Genomic DNA, 16091 nt, shown 5'->3' on the forward strand with positions numbered 1-16091 from the left:
GATGAGCGCGGAATCATTCGACGGCGACGTCCTGTGCTGGGACGATGTGCTGAGTGACATCGCGCCGCGCGCCGTTCCGCCGAAACGGTTCGGTACGGTCGTATCGTGCGACGGGCCGCTCGTCGAAATGGCCGGATTGCCGGTGCCGGTCGGGACCATGTGCCGGATCGCAACGCCGGGCGGCGGGGAAACCTTTGCCGAAACGGTGGGGTTTCGCGACGGGCGCGGCCTGCTGATGCTGCTCGGCGATTCGCTGTGTTTGGAACCGGGCGCGCTCGTCCGGGCGGTGGGGCAGCCAGGTTCCGTCCCTGTGGGCGAGGCGTTTCTCGGCCGTGCGGTCGATGGCACCGGCGCGCCGATCGACGGCGGACCGCCGGTGCGATCGCTCGAAAGCTGGCCGCTTGCGGGACGGCGGGAAAGCGCGCTCGCGCGGAGCAGCGTCGCCGAAACCTTCGATTGCGGGGTTCGCGCGATCAATGCGCTGACCACGCTGGGCATTGGACAGCGCATGGGCATCGTCGCCGGATCCGGCGTCGGCAAATCCGTGCTGATCGACATGATCGCGCGCCATGCGGACACGGACATCGCGGTCGTCGCCCTCATTGGGGAGCGCGCGCGCGAGGTGTCCGATTTCGTGAGCCGGCACATGACGGGCGCCGCCGCCGCGCGCACCGTCGTCGTCGCCGTGCCTGCCGACCATGCGGCGAACCTGCGCCTGCGCGGTGCGGAAATGGCCATGTCGATCGCCGAATATTTTCGCGAAACGGGCCGCCGCGTCACGCTCATCATGGACAGCCTGACCCGCGTTGCCCATGCGGGCCGCGAAATCGGTCTGCTGCTCGGCGAACCGGGCGCGGCGCGGGGGTATCCGCCGTCCGCATTGTCGCGCATCACCCGCATTGTGGAACGCGCGGGCAATTCGCGCATGTCGGGCGGTGCGATCACCGGGCTGTTCACCGTGCTGGCCGATGGCGACAATCACGACGATCCCGTCGTCGATACCGCCCGCGCAATCCTCGACGGGCATATCGTATTGTCCCGCGATCTGGCGCAGCGGGGGCAATATCCCGCCATCGATGTGCCCGCATCGCTCAGCCGGGTGATGCACGACATCGTCCCCCACGAACAGATCGTCGCCGCGCGGCAGGTCCGCTCCTGGATCGCGGATTACGAGGCGAATCGCGAACTCGTTCTCATGGGTGCCTATCGCGAGGGGGCCGATGCGGCGGTCGACCGCGCAATGGCGATGAACCCGGCGATCCGCGCCTTCGTTTCGCAGGCTGCCGAAGAAAACTGCACGATGGGCGACAGCCTTTCGGCCATGCTCGCGCTGGTCGATGAGCCAAACTGAGGCGCGGGCGGGGCGGCTGCGGCTGCTGGCGCGGTTGCGCGGGGCGCAGCGGCTGACCGCGCTTCGCGATGCGGCGGAGGCGGAGGCCGGTTTTGCCCGTCATCACGGCCTGTCCCGGCGCACCGAATCGCTGTGCGCCGAATATTCGGCGCGGCGCGATTGCAGCGATGGCGACGAATTGCGCCGGATGCGCGGCTTTGCGAGCGAGATTGCCGCGCTTTCCCTCCGCGCCGCCACCGATGCGCAACATGCCGCCGCACAGGCGGAGCAGAAAGGCGCCGCCCTCGCCCAGGCGACCCGCCGGCGCGACATGGCCGACGACAGGGCCAAAGCCGCCATGCGCGACGTGCTTCGACAGCGGCAGGAAAACGGGACCGATCTGGCACGATCCTTGAAAGGAACGGAAAAGAAACGCCGCAAGCGGGATGGTTGAACGCATGATGATGAACACGATAGCGAGTGCACTGGCCTTGAACGCGGGCACGGCAAGATCCGGGGCGGTCGCCCCGACCATTCCGGGTGAGAACGCGCCGGTTGCCGATGGAATCGGGGGCGATTTTGCCGCGATGATGCTCACCGCAGGCGCCAATCCCGCGATTGTGCCGTACGATACGCCGACGATGCCCGGTCATGGCGATATGCCCGATGGTGCGGACACTGCATCCCTCGACGTTCCGCCTGGCCATTCGCTGCCGGGCGGTATCGCATGGGTCGCGCCGCTCGTTCCCGGCGCCGGATCCGCCATTGACGCGCAGGACGAAGGGACAATGGCGCGCATGAACACGGGTGCGCACCCACAGACCGGCAAGATAATGCCGCCCGGCAAGCCCGGCCTGCCGGACACTGCCGCATCGGACCTGATCGGCCAGAGCGCCGCCATTGAAGAGGGGGCCCGCCGCTCCGTCATCGCGAACCCGAAGACCGCGCCCCAGCTTATTCAAAATGCTGCCGCGTCGGTGCAATCCTCCCCCGTGCCCCCATCGCGCGGGAATGCGATCGCCGCCCGAACCGCAGCCGAAATGCCCGCCGCGTTGTCGGCAAAAACCGGCCCGAACCCGGCCATTCCGGCCATGGCAATCGACGCATCGGGCAAGCGCATGGGCGCCAGCATATCGGCGATCGCGCCGTCGCCTACGCCTGCCATGCACGCCATGATCGCCGGTGCACAGGTCGGCCGCGTGGGCGAAACGCAGCCCGCGCCGGTCGTGCCCGCTTCGACCAATGCTGCGAACACCGCGCCGCCACCGGCGACCGAGCTTCAGGCGCAAACGCAGATACGGTCTTCATTGCAGGCGCCGGATCTTCTCGCTCCCCATGACGCGGAACCGGATACGAAAGCGGTTGCAAAGCCGGACATCGCGGCATTGCAGGTCGAGGGGAAGGGACGCGTAGAAATCCCGCTCACCCAGACCGGCGCCCCGTCGGGCACGGCGGCGCAGCCTGCGCCCATGCTACCGTCCGGCGCGTCGGCTTCGCCCGCGCCCATGCTTGCGGCAACCGGCGAGGCGGCGCGAATTGCCTCCCATGACTTCGGTGCGGTCGTCGACAGGCTCGCCATCGCGCGCGAAACGGCGCAGCCCGGCGCGGCGCGCATCGCCGTCACCCATGCGGAATTCGGCCAGGTCGGCGTGCGTTTTGACGGCGGGCACGCCGGCTCTCTCGGCAATGCGACGACGGCGGCGATGCTGAACGTGACACTGTCGAACGCGGACCCGGATTTTGCGCCGGCGGTCATGGCCGCATTGTCGGAACGCGGCGGGGAACGGATGGGCGAGCGCGTCGCGGACCGGGGCACGGAACGATTCGCCGAGCAAGGGCAGTCCGGCACGCGCCAGGAACCATCATCGCACGATCAGTCGGGCCGCCACGGCGAAGCGCGCAATCTCGACCGGGGGCACGGTCGGCAGGGCGAGCCGACCGACCGGGACAGCGTGTTCGACCGTGAATTCGCAGGCCTTGCGCGCAGCGACGAACGAAGCCGGAGCCCGGCCCCTACTCCGCGATCGGTGCGTTCGCGTGGGCTTTATATCTGAGCGAACCCCCAGGGCGCGTTAACCAAATTTATAATCGCCGAGCCGCATAATCGCGGACGTTCACAGTCGCACAGGGGAATCGACACGACATGGCCGAGGACAAGGAAACCAAAACGAAGAAGGGCGGCGGCAAGCTGAAACTGGTCCTTGCCGCGGTCGTGCTGATCGGTGCGGGCGCGGGTGGCGCCTTTGCCGCGGCGCAGATGGGCTATCTCGCGCCGACGGGCCATTCCGCGCCGCTGGGGCCGCAACTCGTCCGCAAGGGTGAGGCCGACCCCTACATGCCCGAGGGCGAAAGCGAAGGCGATGCGGTCGAGGGCGAAGGCGGCAGCGAGTTCCGCACCAATTACTACAGTTTCGAACAGCCCTTCACCACCAATCTGCGCCAATCGCCCGCACTGGTGCAGGTGAGCCTCGCCGCCAGCACCCGGCGCGACGGGCGCGTCCTGCTGTGGCTGGCCAAACATGAGCTGGCGGTGCGGTCCGCATTGCTCGCCGAACTCGCCGATACGCCCGAAGAGGACGCCTATTCGCAGGAAGGCAAGGCGCGCCTGCAGAAGCGGATGACCGATGCCATAAACGAGGTTCTGGTCCGCACCGAAGGTTTCGGCGGCGTCGATGCCGTCTATTTCCGCGAATATATCGTCCAATGAAGGGCAATTTCACCTTCGTCGCCGAACGTGCGGTGGCGAACCATTGCCCCGGGCTGATTGCCAAGGGGCCGGGCCGCGACGAATTTTCAACGCATCTGACCCGCGCGGCGCGTGATATTGCACGCGGCTTGCGCGGGCCGCTCGCCGGTCTGCTCGGTGACGAGATACCGCGCGTCGAATGCGGCTATGTCGAATATCTCACGGGCCGCGAGCTGATCGATCGGGTCGGCCCGCTCGCTGCCAATTGCCTGTTTCAACAGGCCGAAGGCGGACCGCGCATCATGACCAGCGTGGCCGCACGGGCGGCGCTGTCGCTGACCGACCGGACGTTTGGCGGCAATGGCGATGTGGACGATGAATTGCCGGACCAGTTTCCGATGTCTTCGGAGCTTACGTTAAAGCGGCTCGAAAAGGCGATCGGCGCGGCCATGCGCGGCATTCTGCCGATGGCGGACGGACCGGACCCAATCTGTCACCGCGCCGAGGATCTCTCCGCGATGCCGCCCTTTGCCCAAGGCGACCCGTCGCAGATGAGCTGCGGCGTGATCACCTTGCGGGTGGAGGAGCAGGGCCGCGACGGCTGGTCGATCCTGCTGGCGATCGTGGAGGAGGATCTGACCACGCTGTTCGCCGGGCATCCGCGGCTGCCCGCGCCGCGTCGCCGGGCGCGCAGCGCGACCGATGCGCCGTTCGCCGATCTCCCGCTCCCGATCGCGGCCCATCTTGCCGAATTGACCGTACCACTTGCGCGTCTTTCCGCGCTGAAACCCGGCGATGTTCTTCCGCTGAGTGCGAGACGCGAAGTGCCCATTTCCATCCGGGGCGTGACCATCGCCCTTGGCGCGGTGGGATCACAGGATGGTCGCGTCGCCATCCGTATCACCCGCAAGTTTTGATAAAGGACGAAACCCATGATCAACAATTCCAGGCGCGGAATGGATTTGCTGCGCAATGTCGGCGTGTGCCTGTCGGTGGAGCTTGGCCGCACCGATATGCGGCTCAAGGATGTGCTCGAACTGGGGGAGGACAGCATCGTCCCGCTCGACCGGCTGACGGATGAACTGCTCGAGATCCACGTCAACGGGCGTTGCATCGCGCGGGGCGAAGTCGTGACCGAAGGCAATCGCTTTGCCGTCCGCATCGTCGAACTGGCCGACGGGGAGGACGATGCCCCCGATGCGATGGCCGACATGCTGGGCGCCGGAAAGACCGAGCGCCGGTCTGGCACTCCGGCGAGTGAGGCGGACTTCGGCTGATGGGTCTTTACCTCCTCAAGCTATTGATTCTCCTTCCCCTTCTGGGTGGGTTGATCTGGGGCAGCCTCTGGCTGACGAAGCGGATGCAGCAGCGGCTCAACGCGCAGAACGCCGCGGCGGGGCGTTCCGAACGCGCCGCGCGGCTGGTGGAAACCACGATGGTTTCGCCCGGCATAAGGCTTGCGGTGGTGGAATTTCGCGGTCGGGAAATCCTCATCGGCAGCACGCGTCACGGGCTGACCCGACTGGCCGAGGTGGACGCCGCCCCGCGTGCCGATTTCGCCCGCGCGGTCGAGGAGGCAAGCATGGGCGGCGCCGGAGCCGGAGATGAACGCACGAACGATCATGCCATAAAGGACGACCGGCGGTGAGCGCGTTTAAGCCCTGGCTCGCGATTTTTTTCGCAGGCTTTATGATCGCTTGGCCCGACCTCGCTCTCGCACAGGATGGGAGCGGAATCGGCGGCGCGATCGACCGCGCATTGGGCGCGGGCAGCGCGGCGGGGGAGGACGCGCCGCTGAGCCTTTCGCTGCAATTGCTGCTCATCATGGGGCTGCTCACCATTCTGCCCGCGCTGGTGCTGATGATGACGAGCTTTACCCGGATCATTATCGTGCTTTCGATTCTGCGGCAGGCGATGGGCTTGCAGCAATCGCCCCCCAATCAGGTGCTGATCGGGCTGTCGCTGTTCCTCTCACTCTTCGTGATGGCGCCCACCTTGTCGGCGGTGAACGCAAGCGCCGTCGAACCCTATGCCGCGGGGCGCATCGACGCGGAGGTCGCCATTGCCGAGGCAGGCGATGAATTCCACGCCTTCATGATCCGTCAGACGCGGACCACCGACCTTTCCATGTTCGCCAATATCGCGGAGGCCGGCCCGTTCGCCAGCCCGCAGGACGTGCCCTTCTCGATCCTGCTCCCCGCCTTCGTCACGAGCGAGCTGAAAACCGCGTTTCAGATCGGCTTCATGCTGTTCCTGCCGTTTCTCGTCATCGACCTCGTCGTGGCCAGCGTGCTGATGAGCCTTGGCATGATGATGCTGTCACCGACCATCGTGTCGCTCCCGTTCAAGCTGTTGCTGTTCGTGCTGATCGACGGGTGGGCGTTGCTGATGGGGTCGCTGGCGATGAGCTTTAGCTGAGGAGGCCGCGATGGACGAATCTTCCGCCCTTCTCGCCCTCACCGACAGGATGCTGTGGACGACCGCGCTGGTCGCCGCGCCGATCCTGCTCGCGGCGCTGGCCGTCGGGCTTATCGTCGGGGTGATCCAGGCCGCGACATCGGTCAACGAACAGACGCTGACCTTCGTGCCGAAACTGGCGATGATCGCACTCGTGCTCGTGCTCATGGGGGCGGGCATGATGGGGCTGATCGGTGATTTCGCGAAGGATATCTTTGCGCAGATCGCCAATATCTCGCTGTTGTGACGGTGCGATGAGCCTCCCCGATTTCGGCTTCGGCAATATCGAGCAGGAGCTGTGGCGCCTGATCTTCACCATGGTGCGCATCGGCGCTGCGCTGATCGCGGCGCCGATTTTCGGGGCGGCGACCGTGCCGGTGCAGGTGCGCATCGTGTTCGCCGGCGCCATTGCGGTTTTCGTGCTGAACTGGACGCCGGCGGGTGCGGTCATGCCGACCGACCTGCTCGCCATCGAAACGATGATCGCCTCGTTGACAGAGGCGGTCGTCGGTTTTGCCTTCGGCTTCGTCCTGCACCTGTCCTTTGCGGCACCGGTGCTCGCGGCCGAACAGATCGCGGGCGGCATGGGCATGGCGATCGCGACCGCCGTGGACCCGAATACCGGCGGTCAGTCGGGCGCGCTGGGGCAATATTTCACCGTGGTGCTGACACTCATTTTCCTGTCGGTGGGCGGGCACCTGTTGTGGCTGCGGCTGTTGATCGAAAGCTATCAGACCTTTCCCCCCGGCGCCGAATGGTTCGGGGCCGATCGCGCGATGATGATCGTGGGTTTCGCGGCGCAGATGTTCGCCACCGCGGTCGCCATCGCGCTTCCGGTGACGCTCGTGCTGTTGCTGGTACAGATGGCGACCGGCGTGCTGTCGCGTTCGGCGCCCTCGCTCAATCTCTTTTCGCTCGGCCTGCCCGCAGGGGTGCTGGCGGGGATTGCGGCGCTCATCGCGGCGATGCCCATGCTGACCGATCTGTTCGTCGCGCTGGCGCTCGATTCGGTGACTCATGTCGCGGAGATTTTCGGGTGAGCGACGACAGCGGCGAAAAGTCGCAACAACCCACCGAAAAGCGCCGCAAGGACGCCACCAAAAAAGGCGACGTGCTGCGCAGCAAGGAGCTGGCGACGGCGGCGGCGGTGATGGCAGGTGCCTTGTGGCTGCGTTTCGGGGGTGGCTGGATGATGGGCCGGCTGGAAGATTCGGCCCGGGCGAGCCTGTCGTTCGAGCGGGCCGATATCGACGATTTCGATTCCGGCCGGCTCATGCTCGACCTGCTCGTCGCGATGTTGCCGCCGGTGCTGCTGCTGGGCACGGCGGTGATGATCGTCACGGTCATCAGCCAGCTGACCATCGGCGACGGGCGCTTCATGGCCGCCAATCTGCAACCCAAACCCTCGCGGCTCAATCCCGCCTCCGGGCTGAAACGCATGTTCGGCCCCAACGGCCTGATCGAACTGGGGAAGAGTGTGCTGAAGCTCATCCTGCTCGGCGGGATGGCGGCGTGGTGGGCACGTGATGCTCTGCCCGATGTGCTCGCGCTGGGCCGGGGCGATCTGACGGGGCAGCTGACCGCCGCGTGGGAGGCGATCACCTCGCTGCTGATGCTGCTTGCCGTGGGGCTGGCGCTGATCGCGATGATCGATTTTCCGATTCAGTGGGTCCGGCGCATGGGCCGGCTCAAGATGACGATGCAACAGGTCCGCGACGAGTATAAGGAGACCGAGGGCAGCCCGGAGAAAAAGGCCGCCATCCGCAACAAGCAGCGGCAATTGTCGCGCGGCGGGGTGGCCTCTGCGATGGCGGAGGCGGATTTCGTGCTCACCAACCCGGTACAGTTCGCCGTCGCCCTGAAATACGATCCGGCGCTGGCGGGCGCGCCGATCGTGCTGGCGCGCGGGCGGGCGGAAAAAGCGGCGGCCATGCGCGAACTGGCGGCGGAAAACCGGGTTCCGGTGCTCGAATATCCGGCCCTTGCACGCTCGGTCTATTTCACCACGCGCGAGAATCAGGTCATACGCGAGGAGCTCTATGCCGCCGTCGCCAGCGTGCTTGCCTTCGTCTTTGCATTGAAACGCGGGGAACGCCCGGCGCGCCCCGATGTCACCGTCCCGGTCGAGGTGCAGTTCGACGCCGACGGGCGCGCGGCGGCCAAACCTGCGAAGCCTGCCCGCAAAACCGATACGGCGCAGTGACGCCCCCCTTAAACACCGCGCGACCGGGACGTTCTTGGCACCATGGATAGCTCAACCACCTCAATCGTAAGCGCGCTGGGCGCGGGCAGCGGCGTCGACATGGCCAAGCTGGCGAGTGATCTTGCCGCCGCGCGCTTCGCCCCCAAGATCGCGCAGCTGGAAAACCGGGCCGAAACGCTGGACCTCAGGATTTCCTCGGCTGCGACGCTCAAATCCTCGCTCAACGAACTGGCCTCGGCGCTGGGCGAGCGTATCCGCACCGGCGATCTCGCGCCCAAGCCGACGAGCAGCGATCCCGCCGTCGCCACGGCCAAGGTCGCCTCCGGCGGCACGGCAAGCGGCAGCTATGCGCTCGAGGTGACGCAGCTTGCCAAGGCACAGACGCTCGCGCTCGCGCCCTATGGCGCCGCGACCGATCCGGTCGGCGAAGGCACGCTCACCATCCGTTTCGGCAGCACGGCGGGCGGCACCTTTGCCGAAGATACGGCGCAGACGGCGCTGTCCATCAATGTCGGGGCCGGCGATACGCTCAACGATGTGGCCAATGCCATCAATCTGGCGGGCGGCAGTGTCACCGCCTATGTCGTGGAGGGCGAGGCCGGCGCGCAGCTCGTGATGAAAGGCGCCGAGGGACAGAACAACGGTTTCGTCGTCGAGGGGACCGGGGCGAGTGCGGGCGGCGGTGCTCCCGGCTCCATCGACTATCTCAACTGGACACCCGGCACCGATAGCGGACAGTTGAAACAAGCCTCCGCCGATGCGCTCTACACATTCGATGGCGTCCAGATGCGCTCGCCCACCAACAGCGCGACGAACCTGCCCGGCGGGCTGTCGCTCACGCTGACCGGCGTGAATGCGGGCAATCCGGCGACGATCACCTTCGCCGACCGAAGCACGCAGATCGAAAGCATGATGGTGGATTTCACCGCCGCGCTCAACGATATCGCAGGCCAGCTTGCGCAAACCGCCGCGCCGCTGGGTGGCGAACTGGGCAATGATCCCGGTGCGCGCGCGCTCAAACGCGATCTTTCCGCCTTTGCCGGGCTGGTCGTGATGCCCAATGCCGCGCCCGGCGAACCCTCGCGCCTGTCCGATCTCGGCCTGACGCGGGAGCGTGACGGCACGTTCCGCCTGGATGTGGCGCGGCTGAAAACCACGATTTCCGACGCGCCGGAGGCCACGGCCGCCATGTTCACCACCGGGCTATACGGCGTGTTTTCCACCCTCGACAATCTGGCCCGCCGCACCAGCTCCGCGACCGATCCGGGGCGCATCGGCGGTTCGATCAAGCGTTACACCCGGCAGCGCGAGGCCATTACCGAGAGCCTGACCAAGATCGGGGAGCAGCAAGATCGATTGCGCGAGCAGATGACGAAAACCTTCGCCGCATCCGACGCCCGCGTGGCGCAGTCGCAATCGACGCTGTCCTTCCTGAAGAGCCAGATCGCCGTGTGGAACGCCGCGAAGGATTGATGCGGTGCTGGTCTGCCGCGACCCTGCCGAAGCGTATCGCCGCGCGGCGTTCGACCTTCGCGTTTCGGGCTCTGACGTTCACGCGCTGACCGCGCTGTGTTTCGAGGAGGCGATCGCGGCGGTCAACCGGGCCTGCTACGCGCATGTGCACGGGCATACCCTGTTACGCGGGCGCGCAATGACGCGGGCGCGATCCGCCCTCACCGCGTTGAAGGCGGGCGTCGACATCACCCATCCGATGGGGGAACCGCTGCTTACCATCTATGACGCGGCCGATGCGGCGATCGTGCATTCGATGTCGCATTTCGACCGCGACGCGATGATCCGCGTATCCGATGATCTTCAGGAAATCGCCGGCGCGCTGGCGCAGGCCGCGCGCAACATGGCGTGACGTCGCGACCTCGTCTTACTGGAAAAATCGCAGCCCGCCCCCATATCGGTTCCCTCGCACAGCAATGATGGAGGCCCGCAATGGCCGGAGGATGGACCCGCGACGGCGCGGTGCAGGATCAGATCGACGACACGGTGTCCGACGCGGTTTCGGCCGCCCGTTCGCGCATGCCGCGCGGCGAAAGCCTGGAATATTGCGCGGTGTGCGGCGAGGATATTCCCGAAAAACGGCGGCAGGCGCTCCCTGGCGTGCGCAATTGCATCGCGTGTCAGTCCGCGGCGGACAAGCGCACCGCCCATGCCGGCATCAATCGGCGCGGTTCGAAGGACAGCCAGCTGCGCTGACCGCTGTTCGGGGGCGGGTGCGGGGCGGCCCGCCGCGATGCGACACGCCGCCCGCCCCAAACCTTTCCACCCCGTGCCGATGGATCAGCGCGGCGCCATGCGGATCGCGCCATCGAGCCGGATGCTGGTTCCGTTGACATAGGCGTTTTCGATCAGCGTCAGCGCGATGTCGGCATATTCCGACGGCTTGCCGAGGCGCTTGGGAAACGGCACCGACGCGGCGAGCGCATCCTGCACCTTTTCGGGCATGCCTTCCATCATCGGCGTCTGGAAAATGCCGGGCAGGATCGTGTTGATGCGGATCCCCTCCCCCATGAGGTCGCGCGCGACGGGCAGCGTCATGCCCAGCACGCCGGCCTTCGACGCGGTATAGGCGGCCTGGCCGATCTGCCCGTCCTCCGCCGCGACCGACGCGGTGGTGACGATCGCGCCGCGTTCGCCATCCTCGCCCGCAGGCAGGCTCATCATGCCTTGTGCGGCGAGAGCGATGCACCGGAACGTGCCGACCAGATTGATGTCTATCACCTTTTCAAAGGCGGCGAGGTCGAACGTCCTGATGCTATCGTCCTCGCGGCTGCGCGACGCGGTCTTCTGCGCGACGACGATCCCGGCACAGCATACCAGGATCGTTTCCTGGCCCAGCGTCTCGCGCGATTTGGCAAAGGCGGACTCGATGCTGGCCTTGTCCGTGACGTCGGTTTCGCAGAAGAGCCCGCCAATCTCGCCGGCCATCTGCTCCCCGCGTTCGGCATCGCGATCGAAAAGCGCGACCTTCGCCCCCTTCGCGGCGAGCGCGCGGGCCGTCGCGGCGCCCAGGCCCGATGCCCCGCCGGTGACGACGGCAACAGTGTCCTTGGTAATCTTCATCACGTGTCTCCTGTCATTTTCGTATCGCAAGCTTGCCGCAGGCCATGCCGAAAGCGCGCCGGGGTGACAAGCTGTCGCATCCGTCAGGGCGGTGTTGGCCGCGCCCGGCGCCCCATTCTTACGATTTCGCGGTCGAGCACCTGAAGAAATTGCGAGCGATCGGATTTGCGAAATGGCGGCGGTCCGCCGATGTGTTCGCTGCCCTGCCCCATACCGGCGCGCAGGTCCGCCATGATTGCGCGCGTGGCGATGGCGCCTCCGATCGACGCTGCGGTAAATGGCTTGCCATTGGGCGCGATGACGGTGCCACCCGCCTTCAACCCGCGATCGGCCAGCAGGATGTCGCCCGTCACGATCAGCGCGTCGCCATCGACACGCTCCGCGATCCAGTCGTCGGCCGCATCGAAACCATCGGACACAACGACCTGCCGAACGAGCGGGTGCGCGGGCACCCGAAAATGGCTGTTGCTGACGACGGCGACGGGGACCGCGTGGCGAAAGGCGACCTTGTAGATCTCTTCCTTCACAGGGCAGGCATCGGCATCGACCAGTATCCTGGGGCCGGTGCCGATGTCGCCGATGGTCGCCTTGGGGGGCATTACTGGTCCCTGGGCGGGCCCTTGCGGTGAGGCTTGCCCTTCGGCTTACCCTTGAAACCGCCGGGTTTGCGCGGACCGCTGCCGGGGCCGCCGTCACGGTCGCCGAACGACTTGCGGCCCCCTTTCGCGAACCGGCCCTCGCCGCCATTCCCGCCATAGGGCGGGCGCGGCTTGCCCCGGCGTTCGCCGTCACCGCCGCCGCGCGGGTCGAAACCGCCGCGCCGGTTTTCACGCGCCTGTTCGCGCGGGGCCTCGTCCGAACGGGTGATGGTCACATCGCCGCCGTCGTCGGTGCCCGCCGTGCGCGCGACCGATGCCTCGAACTTGCCCGCGATCGCGGTCGGCACCTGTACGAAGGTTTCGTTGCCGGCGATGCGAATCGCGCCGACCTCGTTCTTGGTAATATGCCCGCGCCGGCACAAAAGCGGCAGGATCCAGCGCGCATCCGCGTTCTGACGCCGCCCGATGTCGAGCCGGAACCACACGATATCCTCGAAACCGGGGCGATGGCGTTCCTTCTGCGCGGCCTTGCGCGCCTCGGGCGTGTTGGGGATCAGCTCCTCGGGCTGCGGCATGGCGGCGCGATGCGCGCGGACCAGCGCGGCGGCAATATCCTCGGGCGATTTTTCGGCGATGAGGCGCTGCGCCAGGGCGCGATCCTCGTCATCGAATGCAACCGGTTCCATCAATGTGGAGAGCAGGCGTTCGCGGTCCTGCTTGCGAATGTCGTCGGGGGTGGGCGCGTCGATCCACTCCGCCTCGATGCGGGCGCCGCGCAACATGGATTCGACGCGACGGCGGCGGGGATAGGGCACGACGATGACCGCGGTGCCCTTCTTGCCCGCGCGGCCCGTCCGGCCCGAGCGATGCTGAAGCGTTTCAGCATCGCGCGGAATTTCCACATGCACCACGAGCGTGAGGGTCGGCAGATCGATCCCGCGCGCGGCGACATCGGTGGCAACGCACACGCGCGCACGTTTGTCGCGCAGCGCCTGCAGCGCATGGTTGCGCTCGTTCTGCGAATGCTCGCCCGACAGGGCGACGGCGGCGAAACCGCGCTCCTGAAGCGTGGCATGCAGGCGGCGCACATTGTCGCGCGTCGCGCAGAACAGGATCGCCGTCTCCGCCTCGTGAAAGCGCAGAAGATTGACGACGGCGGCATCGACATCGGCGGGCGAGACGGTCATCGCCTGATACGCGATATCGCCATGTCCGCGTTCGTCGCCGACCGTGGAAATGCGCAGGGCATCGTCCTGATACCGGCGGGCCAGCGCCACGATCGGTTTCGGCATGGTCGCGGAGAACAGCAGCGTGCGGCGGCCTTCGGGCGTCGCGTCGAGAATCTCTTCCAGATCCTCGCGGAACCCCATGTCGAGCATCTCGTCCGCCTCGTCGAGGACGACGGCCTTCAGTTCCGACAGGTCGAGCGCGCCGCGTTCGAGATGATCGCGAAGCCGGCCCGGCGTGCCGACGACGATCTGCGCCCCGCGGCTGAGGTTGCGGCGCTCCTTCGATGCGTCCATGCCCCCGACGCAGGTGGCGATGCGCGAGCCTGCCTTGCCATAGAGCCACATGAGCTCCCGGCTGACCTGCAGGGCGAGTTCGCGCGTCGGCGCGATGACGAGCGCGGCGGGCGCGGTTCCGAACACGGTCATGTCATCCGCAATCAGCAGGTCGGCCATCGCCATGCCGAACGCGACGGTCTTGCCCGAACCGGTCTGCGCGGACACGATAAGGTCGCGGCCTTGTGCTTCGGGTTCCAGCACGGCGGCCTGCACGGCGGTTGGTTGTTCATAGCCGCGTTCGGCAAGGGCTTCGCCGAGAACCGGCGGGAGTTGGGAAAAAATCATGAGTCTCGCAATTCGGGCCGGTCCGCCAATGCGGGTTCGGCCGGGGGTGATCGTCGGCGTGAAGGCGGTTCGGCGCATGCGGCGCGGACCGTCCGGGCGCGATGGCCCGTCTGCCGATGGGCGGGCCATACACGTTTCGTGGCCGTTTGGCTTGCGTTAATTGCGCATCCGTGCGGCGGGTTATAGGCCGAACGCCTTCAACGCGGTGTCGAACGCCCCCTCGAGCCCGCCGCGCGCGCCGGTTCCGCGCCGCCCGGCCATCGGCGCTTCCTCCACGATGAGGACACCCGTCCCGCGCTCCACCTTGTCCTTCAACAATTGTTCGCGGCCGAGGAAATAGGGCCAGAACGTCTCCGTCCGGGTTACGGAATAGGCGAGATCGGCGCTGAACCCGACAAGCTGGTCCTGTCCGAAGATGCGCCCGCGTTCGGCCCGTTCGACGCGCACCCCGCGCCCGCCCTTGATCGCCAGTCGGGCCGGCCCGTGAAACACCAGGTAGCGCAGTTGCAGCGTCAACCACGCATTGAGCGAGAACAGGCGCCAATGGCTCGTCACGCGCATGGGCCGTTCGCGCGGCTGCGCCACCGCGGCCAGCGCGCGCGGTTGCAGCACGCAAGCCCCGCCCTCGGGCAGGTCCAGCACGGCAATCTCGGCAAAGGGATCGCGCGTGGCGGAAATGGTCGTCACCTCGCCGTCGCCGGTGATGCGGGTGAGGAACGTCATGCCCGCCGCGATGCTGGACAAGGGGTGCCGCGGATCGAGCAGCCATTGCGTGCGCTTCGCCCCCATGTCGGAGCTTGTCTGCAGATAATCCTGCCGGACCAGCAATTGCTCCCCTTCGCGAAGACGTATCGCGACCGATGCGCGGCTTTGCGGTGCGGGCGGGATCGCCGCGCCCGCACCGCCCGGCACGCAGAGCCGGATCGCGGCCCGCCTTTGCGCCAGCGGGGCGAGCACGAACCAGAACAGCAGCCGGATCGCATAGGGCATCAGCACCACCGCCAGAAACGCCCAGCCCGCCGCGCGCAATATGTCGATCACGTGCCAGCGTTCCGCCTGTCGCATGGTCCGCGCGCGGAGCGAGTTTTGCGCCGCGTTGCGTTCGGCGGCCAGCGCCGCGTCAAGATCTGCGGTCACATCGTCCAGCGTTCCGACAGACCATTGGCGCGCCGCGTCATATCGCGCCTGCGCCGTGCGCCATGCATCGTAGATCGCACGCTTGCGCTGTGCCATGCGGGCGGTTTTGCACCGCGCATCGCGCCGGGCGATCAGCGTGCTGCGTTCGGAGCGCAGCAGTTCGCGCACCGCCCCTTCGATCCACGGCCCGTTTTCGAACGCGGCCAGTTCGCGGCGGGCAATCTCGCACCGGCGCTGTGCTCTTTGCGTGGCGGCACGGGTCGGGATCGGCCCCGCGGCCCGCACGCGCGCGGCGGCGGCGGCGCGCAGGTCGCCGGCCCGCGCCGCCTCCTGCGCCGACTGGAGCGCGGCGATCTCCTGCCGCAGCACGGCGATGCGCAATTCCCCGCGCTTGCGGTTCAGAATTGCGGACGGGTTCACCCGGTCGAGCAGACCCTGCTCGCCCAGCGCGGCCTCCGCCTCGGCAAGCGCGGCGCGGCGCGTTGCGAGCTCGCGCGTCAGCCTTTGCGCCCCATATTCGCCGAACCTTTCCGCGTCACGGTTCAGCCGGGCCTGCGCCTCGTTCCGCATCGCCTCGACCTCGGCGATACTGCGTTCGAGCGCAGTGGCATTCGCCTCCGCCTCGCCAGCGCCGTTCCATTCGCGGATGAGCGTTGGCAGCACGAAGCTTGCAAAACCGATGGCGATCACCAGCCCGAGATACAGCAGCGCCCGCCGCCCGATCCAGCCAAGCAGCGGCCTCACCTCGCCGGTT

General features: G+C 67.0%; 18 protein-coding genes. 14 read left to right on the plus strand and 4 right to left on the minus strand.

Going from position 1 to position 16091, the window contains the following annotated elements; translation table 11 throughout:
* Position 1 precedes the first annotated feature (1 nt).
* The 14 genes from K4G67_RS04665 to K4G67_RS04730 all read left to right on the plus strand — a co-directional run bounded on the left by K4G67_RS04665 (position 2) and on the right by K4G67_RS04730 (position 10884).
* The gene (locus tag K4G67_RS04665) at positions 2-1351 is read left to right on the plus strand and encodes a FliI/YscN family ATPase (protein WP_239805218.1); all 1350 of its coding nucleotides are present in this window, start codon (positions 2-4) and stop codon (positions 1349-1351) included.
* Complete coding sequence (locus K4G67_RS04670; RefSeq protein WP_239805219.1) at positions 1338-1784, plus strand: hypothetical protein; 447 nt, start codon at positions 1338-1340, stop codon at positions 1782-1784. Before K4G67_RS04665 ends, K4G67_RS04670 begins: the two co-directional genes overlap by 14 nt.
* 4 nt (positions 1785-1788) lie before the next feature.
* Positions 1789-3384 carry a hypothetical protein gene (locus K4G67_RS04675; protein WP_239805220.1) on the plus strand — a complete coding sequence of 532 codons (1596 nt, stop codon included), beginning with the start codon at positions 1789-1791 and terminating at the stop codon, positions 3382-3384.
* A gap of 89 nt (positions 3385-3473) precedes the next feature.
* Complete coding sequence (locus tag K4G67_RS04680; RefSeq protein WP_239805221.1) at positions 3474-4037, plus strand: flagellar basal body-associated FliL family protein; 564 nt, start codon at positions 3474-3476, stop codon at positions 4035-4037.
* A complete protein-coding gene (locus K4G67_RS04685; protein WP_239805222.1) occupies positions 4034-4933 on the plus strand; it encodes a flagellar motor switch protein FliM in 900 nt (299 codons plus the stop codon). The genes K4G67_RS04680 and K4G67_RS04685 overlap by 4 nt, the downstream gene beginning before the upstream one ends.
* A 15-nt stretch (positions 4934-4948) precedes the next feature.
* The gene (gene fliN / locus K4G67_RS04690) at positions 4949-5293 is read left to right on the plus strand and encodes a flagellar motor switch protein FliN (protein ID WP_239805223.1); all 345 of its coding nucleotides are present in this window, start codon (positions 4949-4951) and stop codon (positions 5291-5293) included.
* Positions 5293-5664: a flagellar biosynthetic protein FliO gene (locus K4G67_RS04695; RefSeq protein ID WP_239805224.1), complete on the plus strand. Its 372-nt coding sequence runs from the start codon at positions 5293-5295 to the stop codon at positions 5662-5664. Before fliN ends, K4G67_RS04695 begins: the two co-directional genes overlap by 1 nt.
* Positions 5665-5705: 41 nt before the next feature.
* Positions 5706-6434, plus strand: a complete 729-nt coding sequence (fliP, locus tag K4G67_RS04700; RefSeq protein WP_239805225.1) for a flagellar type III secretion system pore protein FliP — start codon at positions 5706-5708, stop codon at positions 6432-6434.
* Between the two features lie 10 nt (positions 6435-6444).
* Positions 6445-6720 (plus strand): flagellar biosynthetic protein FliQ, encoded by a 276-nt coding sequence (locus K4G67_RS04705; RefSeq protein WP_202087076.1) that lies wholly within the window; start codon positions 6445-6447, stop codon positions 6718-6720.
* Positions 6721-6727: 7 nt separating this feature from the next.
* Positions 6728-7513, plus strand: coding sequence for a flagellar biosynthetic protein FliR (fliR, locus tag K4G67_RS04710; RefSeq protein ID WP_239805226.1), 786 nt, complete (start codon positions 6728-6730; stop codon positions 7511-7513).
* Positions 7510-8676: an EscU/YscU/HrcU family type III secretion system export apparatus switch protein gene (locus tag K4G67_RS04715; protein ID WP_239805227.1), complete on the plus strand. Its 1167-nt coding sequence runs from the start codon at positions 7510-7512 to the stop codon at positions 8674-8676. The genes fliR and K4G67_RS04715 overlap by 4 nt, the downstream gene beginning before the upstream one ends.
* A gap of 42 nt (positions 8677-8718) precedes the next feature.
* The gene (fliD, locus tag K4G67_RS04720; protein WP_239805228.1) at positions 8719-10149 is read left to right on the plus strand and encodes a flagellar filament capping protein FliD; all 1431 of its coding nucleotides are present in this window, start codon (positions 8719-8721) and stop codon (positions 10147-10149) included.
* Positions 10150-10153: 4 nt separating this feature from the next.
* Positions 10154-10540, plus strand: coding sequence for a flagellar protein FliS (locus tag K4G67_RS04725; RefSeq protein ID WP_239805229.1), 387 nt, complete (start codon positions 10154-10156; stop codon positions 10538-10540).
* An 80-nt stretch (positions 10541-10620) separates the two neighbouring features.
* Positions 10621-10884, plus strand: coding sequence for a DksA/TraR family C4-type zinc finger protein (locus K4G67_RS04730; RefSeq protein ID WP_239805230.1), 264 nt, complete (start codon positions 10621-10623; stop codon positions 10882-10884).
* Positions 10885-10968: 84 nt separating this feature from the next.
* Here the strand turns inward: K4G67_RS04730 and K4G67_RS04735 are convergent, their stop codons facing one another.
* From K4G67_RS04735 to K4G67_RS04750, 4 genes are all read right to left on the minus strand, one after another.
* Positions 10969-11751 (minus strand): SDR family NAD(P)-dependent oxidoreductase, encoded by a 783-nt coding sequence (locus K4G67_RS04735; RefSeq protein ID WP_239805231.1) that lies wholly within the window; start codon positions 11749-11751, stop codon positions 10969-10971.
* Between the two features lie 83 nt (positions 11752-11834).
* Positions 11835-12350: a YaiI/YqxD family protein gene (locus K4G67_RS04740; RefSeq protein ID WP_239805232.1), complete on the minus strand. Its 516-nt coding sequence runs from the start codon at positions 12348-12350 to the stop codon at positions 11835-11837.
* Entirely contained in the window at positions 12350-14200 is a 1851-nt protein-coding gene (locus K4G67_RS04745) for a DEAD/DEAH box helicase (RefSeq protein WP_239805233.1), read from the minus strand. Before K4G67_RS04745 ends, K4G67_RS04740 begins: the two co-directional genes overlap by 1 nt.
* Before the next feature lie 180 nt (positions 14201-14380).
* On the minus strand, positions 14381-16081 hold the full coding sequence (locus K4G67_RS04750) for a hypothetical protein (protein ID WP_239805234.1): 1701 nt from the start codon (positions 16079-16081) through the stop codon (positions 14381-14383).
* Between the last annotated feature and the right edge of the window lie 10 nt (positions 16082-16091).

The sequence above is a fragment of the Croceicoccus hydrothermalis genome (assembly GCF_022378335.1).
Lineage (GTDB): Bacteria > Pseudomonadota > Alphaproteobacteria > Sphingomonadales > Sphingomonadaceae > Croceicoccus > Croceicoccus hydrothermalis.

Coding starts and splice junctions, on each gene's coding strand:
- K4G67_RS04665 (WP_239805218.1), top strand. CDS start 2: ATGAGCGCGGAATCATTCGACGGCGACGTCCTGTGCTGGGACGATGTG.
- K4G67_RS04670 (WP_239805219.1), top strand. CDS start 1,338: ATGAGCCAAACTGAGGCGCGGGCGGGGCGGCTGCGGCTGCTGGCGCGG.
- K4G67_RS04675 (WP_239805220.1), top strand. CDS start 1,789: ATGATGATGAACACGATAGCGAGTGCACTGGCCTTGAACGCGGGCACG.
- K4G67_RS04680 (WP_239805221.1), top strand. CDS start 3,474: ATGGCCGAGGACAAGGAAACCAAAACGAAGAAGGGCGGCGGCAAGCTG.
- K4G67_RS04685 (WP_239805222.1), top strand. CDS start 4,034: ATGAAGGGCAATTTCACCTTCGTCGCCGAACGTGCGGTGGCGAACCAT.
- fliN (WP_239805223.1), top strand. CDS start 4,949: ATGATCAACAATTCCAGGCGCGGAATGGATTTGCTGCGCAATGTCGGC.
- K4G67_RS04695 (WP_239805224.1), top strand. CDS start 5,293: ATGGGTCTTTACCTCCTCAAGCTATTGATTCTCCTTCCCCTTCTGGGT.
- fliP (WP_239805225.1), top strand. CDS start 5,706: ATGATCGCTTGGCCCGACCTCGCTCTCGCACAGGATGGGAGCGGAATC.
- K4G67_RS04705 (WP_202087076.1), top strand. CDS start 6,445: ATGGACGAATCTTCCGCCCTTCTCGCCCTCACCGACAGGATGCTGTGG.
- fliR (WP_239805226.1), top strand. CDS start 6,728: ATGAGCCTCCCCGATTTCGGCTTCGGCAATATCGAGCAGGAGCTGTGG.
- fliD (WP_239805228.1), top strand. CDS start 8,719: ATGGATAGCTCAACCACCTCAATCGTAAGCGCGCTGGGCGCGGGCAGC.
- K4G67_RS04730 (WP_239805230.1), top strand. CDS start 10,621: ATGGCCGGAGGATGGACCCGCGACGGCGCGGTGCAGGATCAGATCGAC.
- K4G67_RS04735 (WP_239805231.1), bottom strand. CDS start 11,751: ATGAAGATTACCAAGGACACTGTTGCCGTCGTCACCGGCGGGGCATCG.
- K4G67_RS04740 (WP_239805232.1), bottom strand. CDS start 12,350: ATGCCCCCCAAGGCGACCATCGGCGACATCGGCACCGGCCCCAGGATA.
- K4G67_RS04745 (WP_239805233.1), bottom strand. CDS start 14,200: ATGATTTTTTCCCAACTCCCGCCGGTTCTCGGCGAAGCCCTTGCCGAA.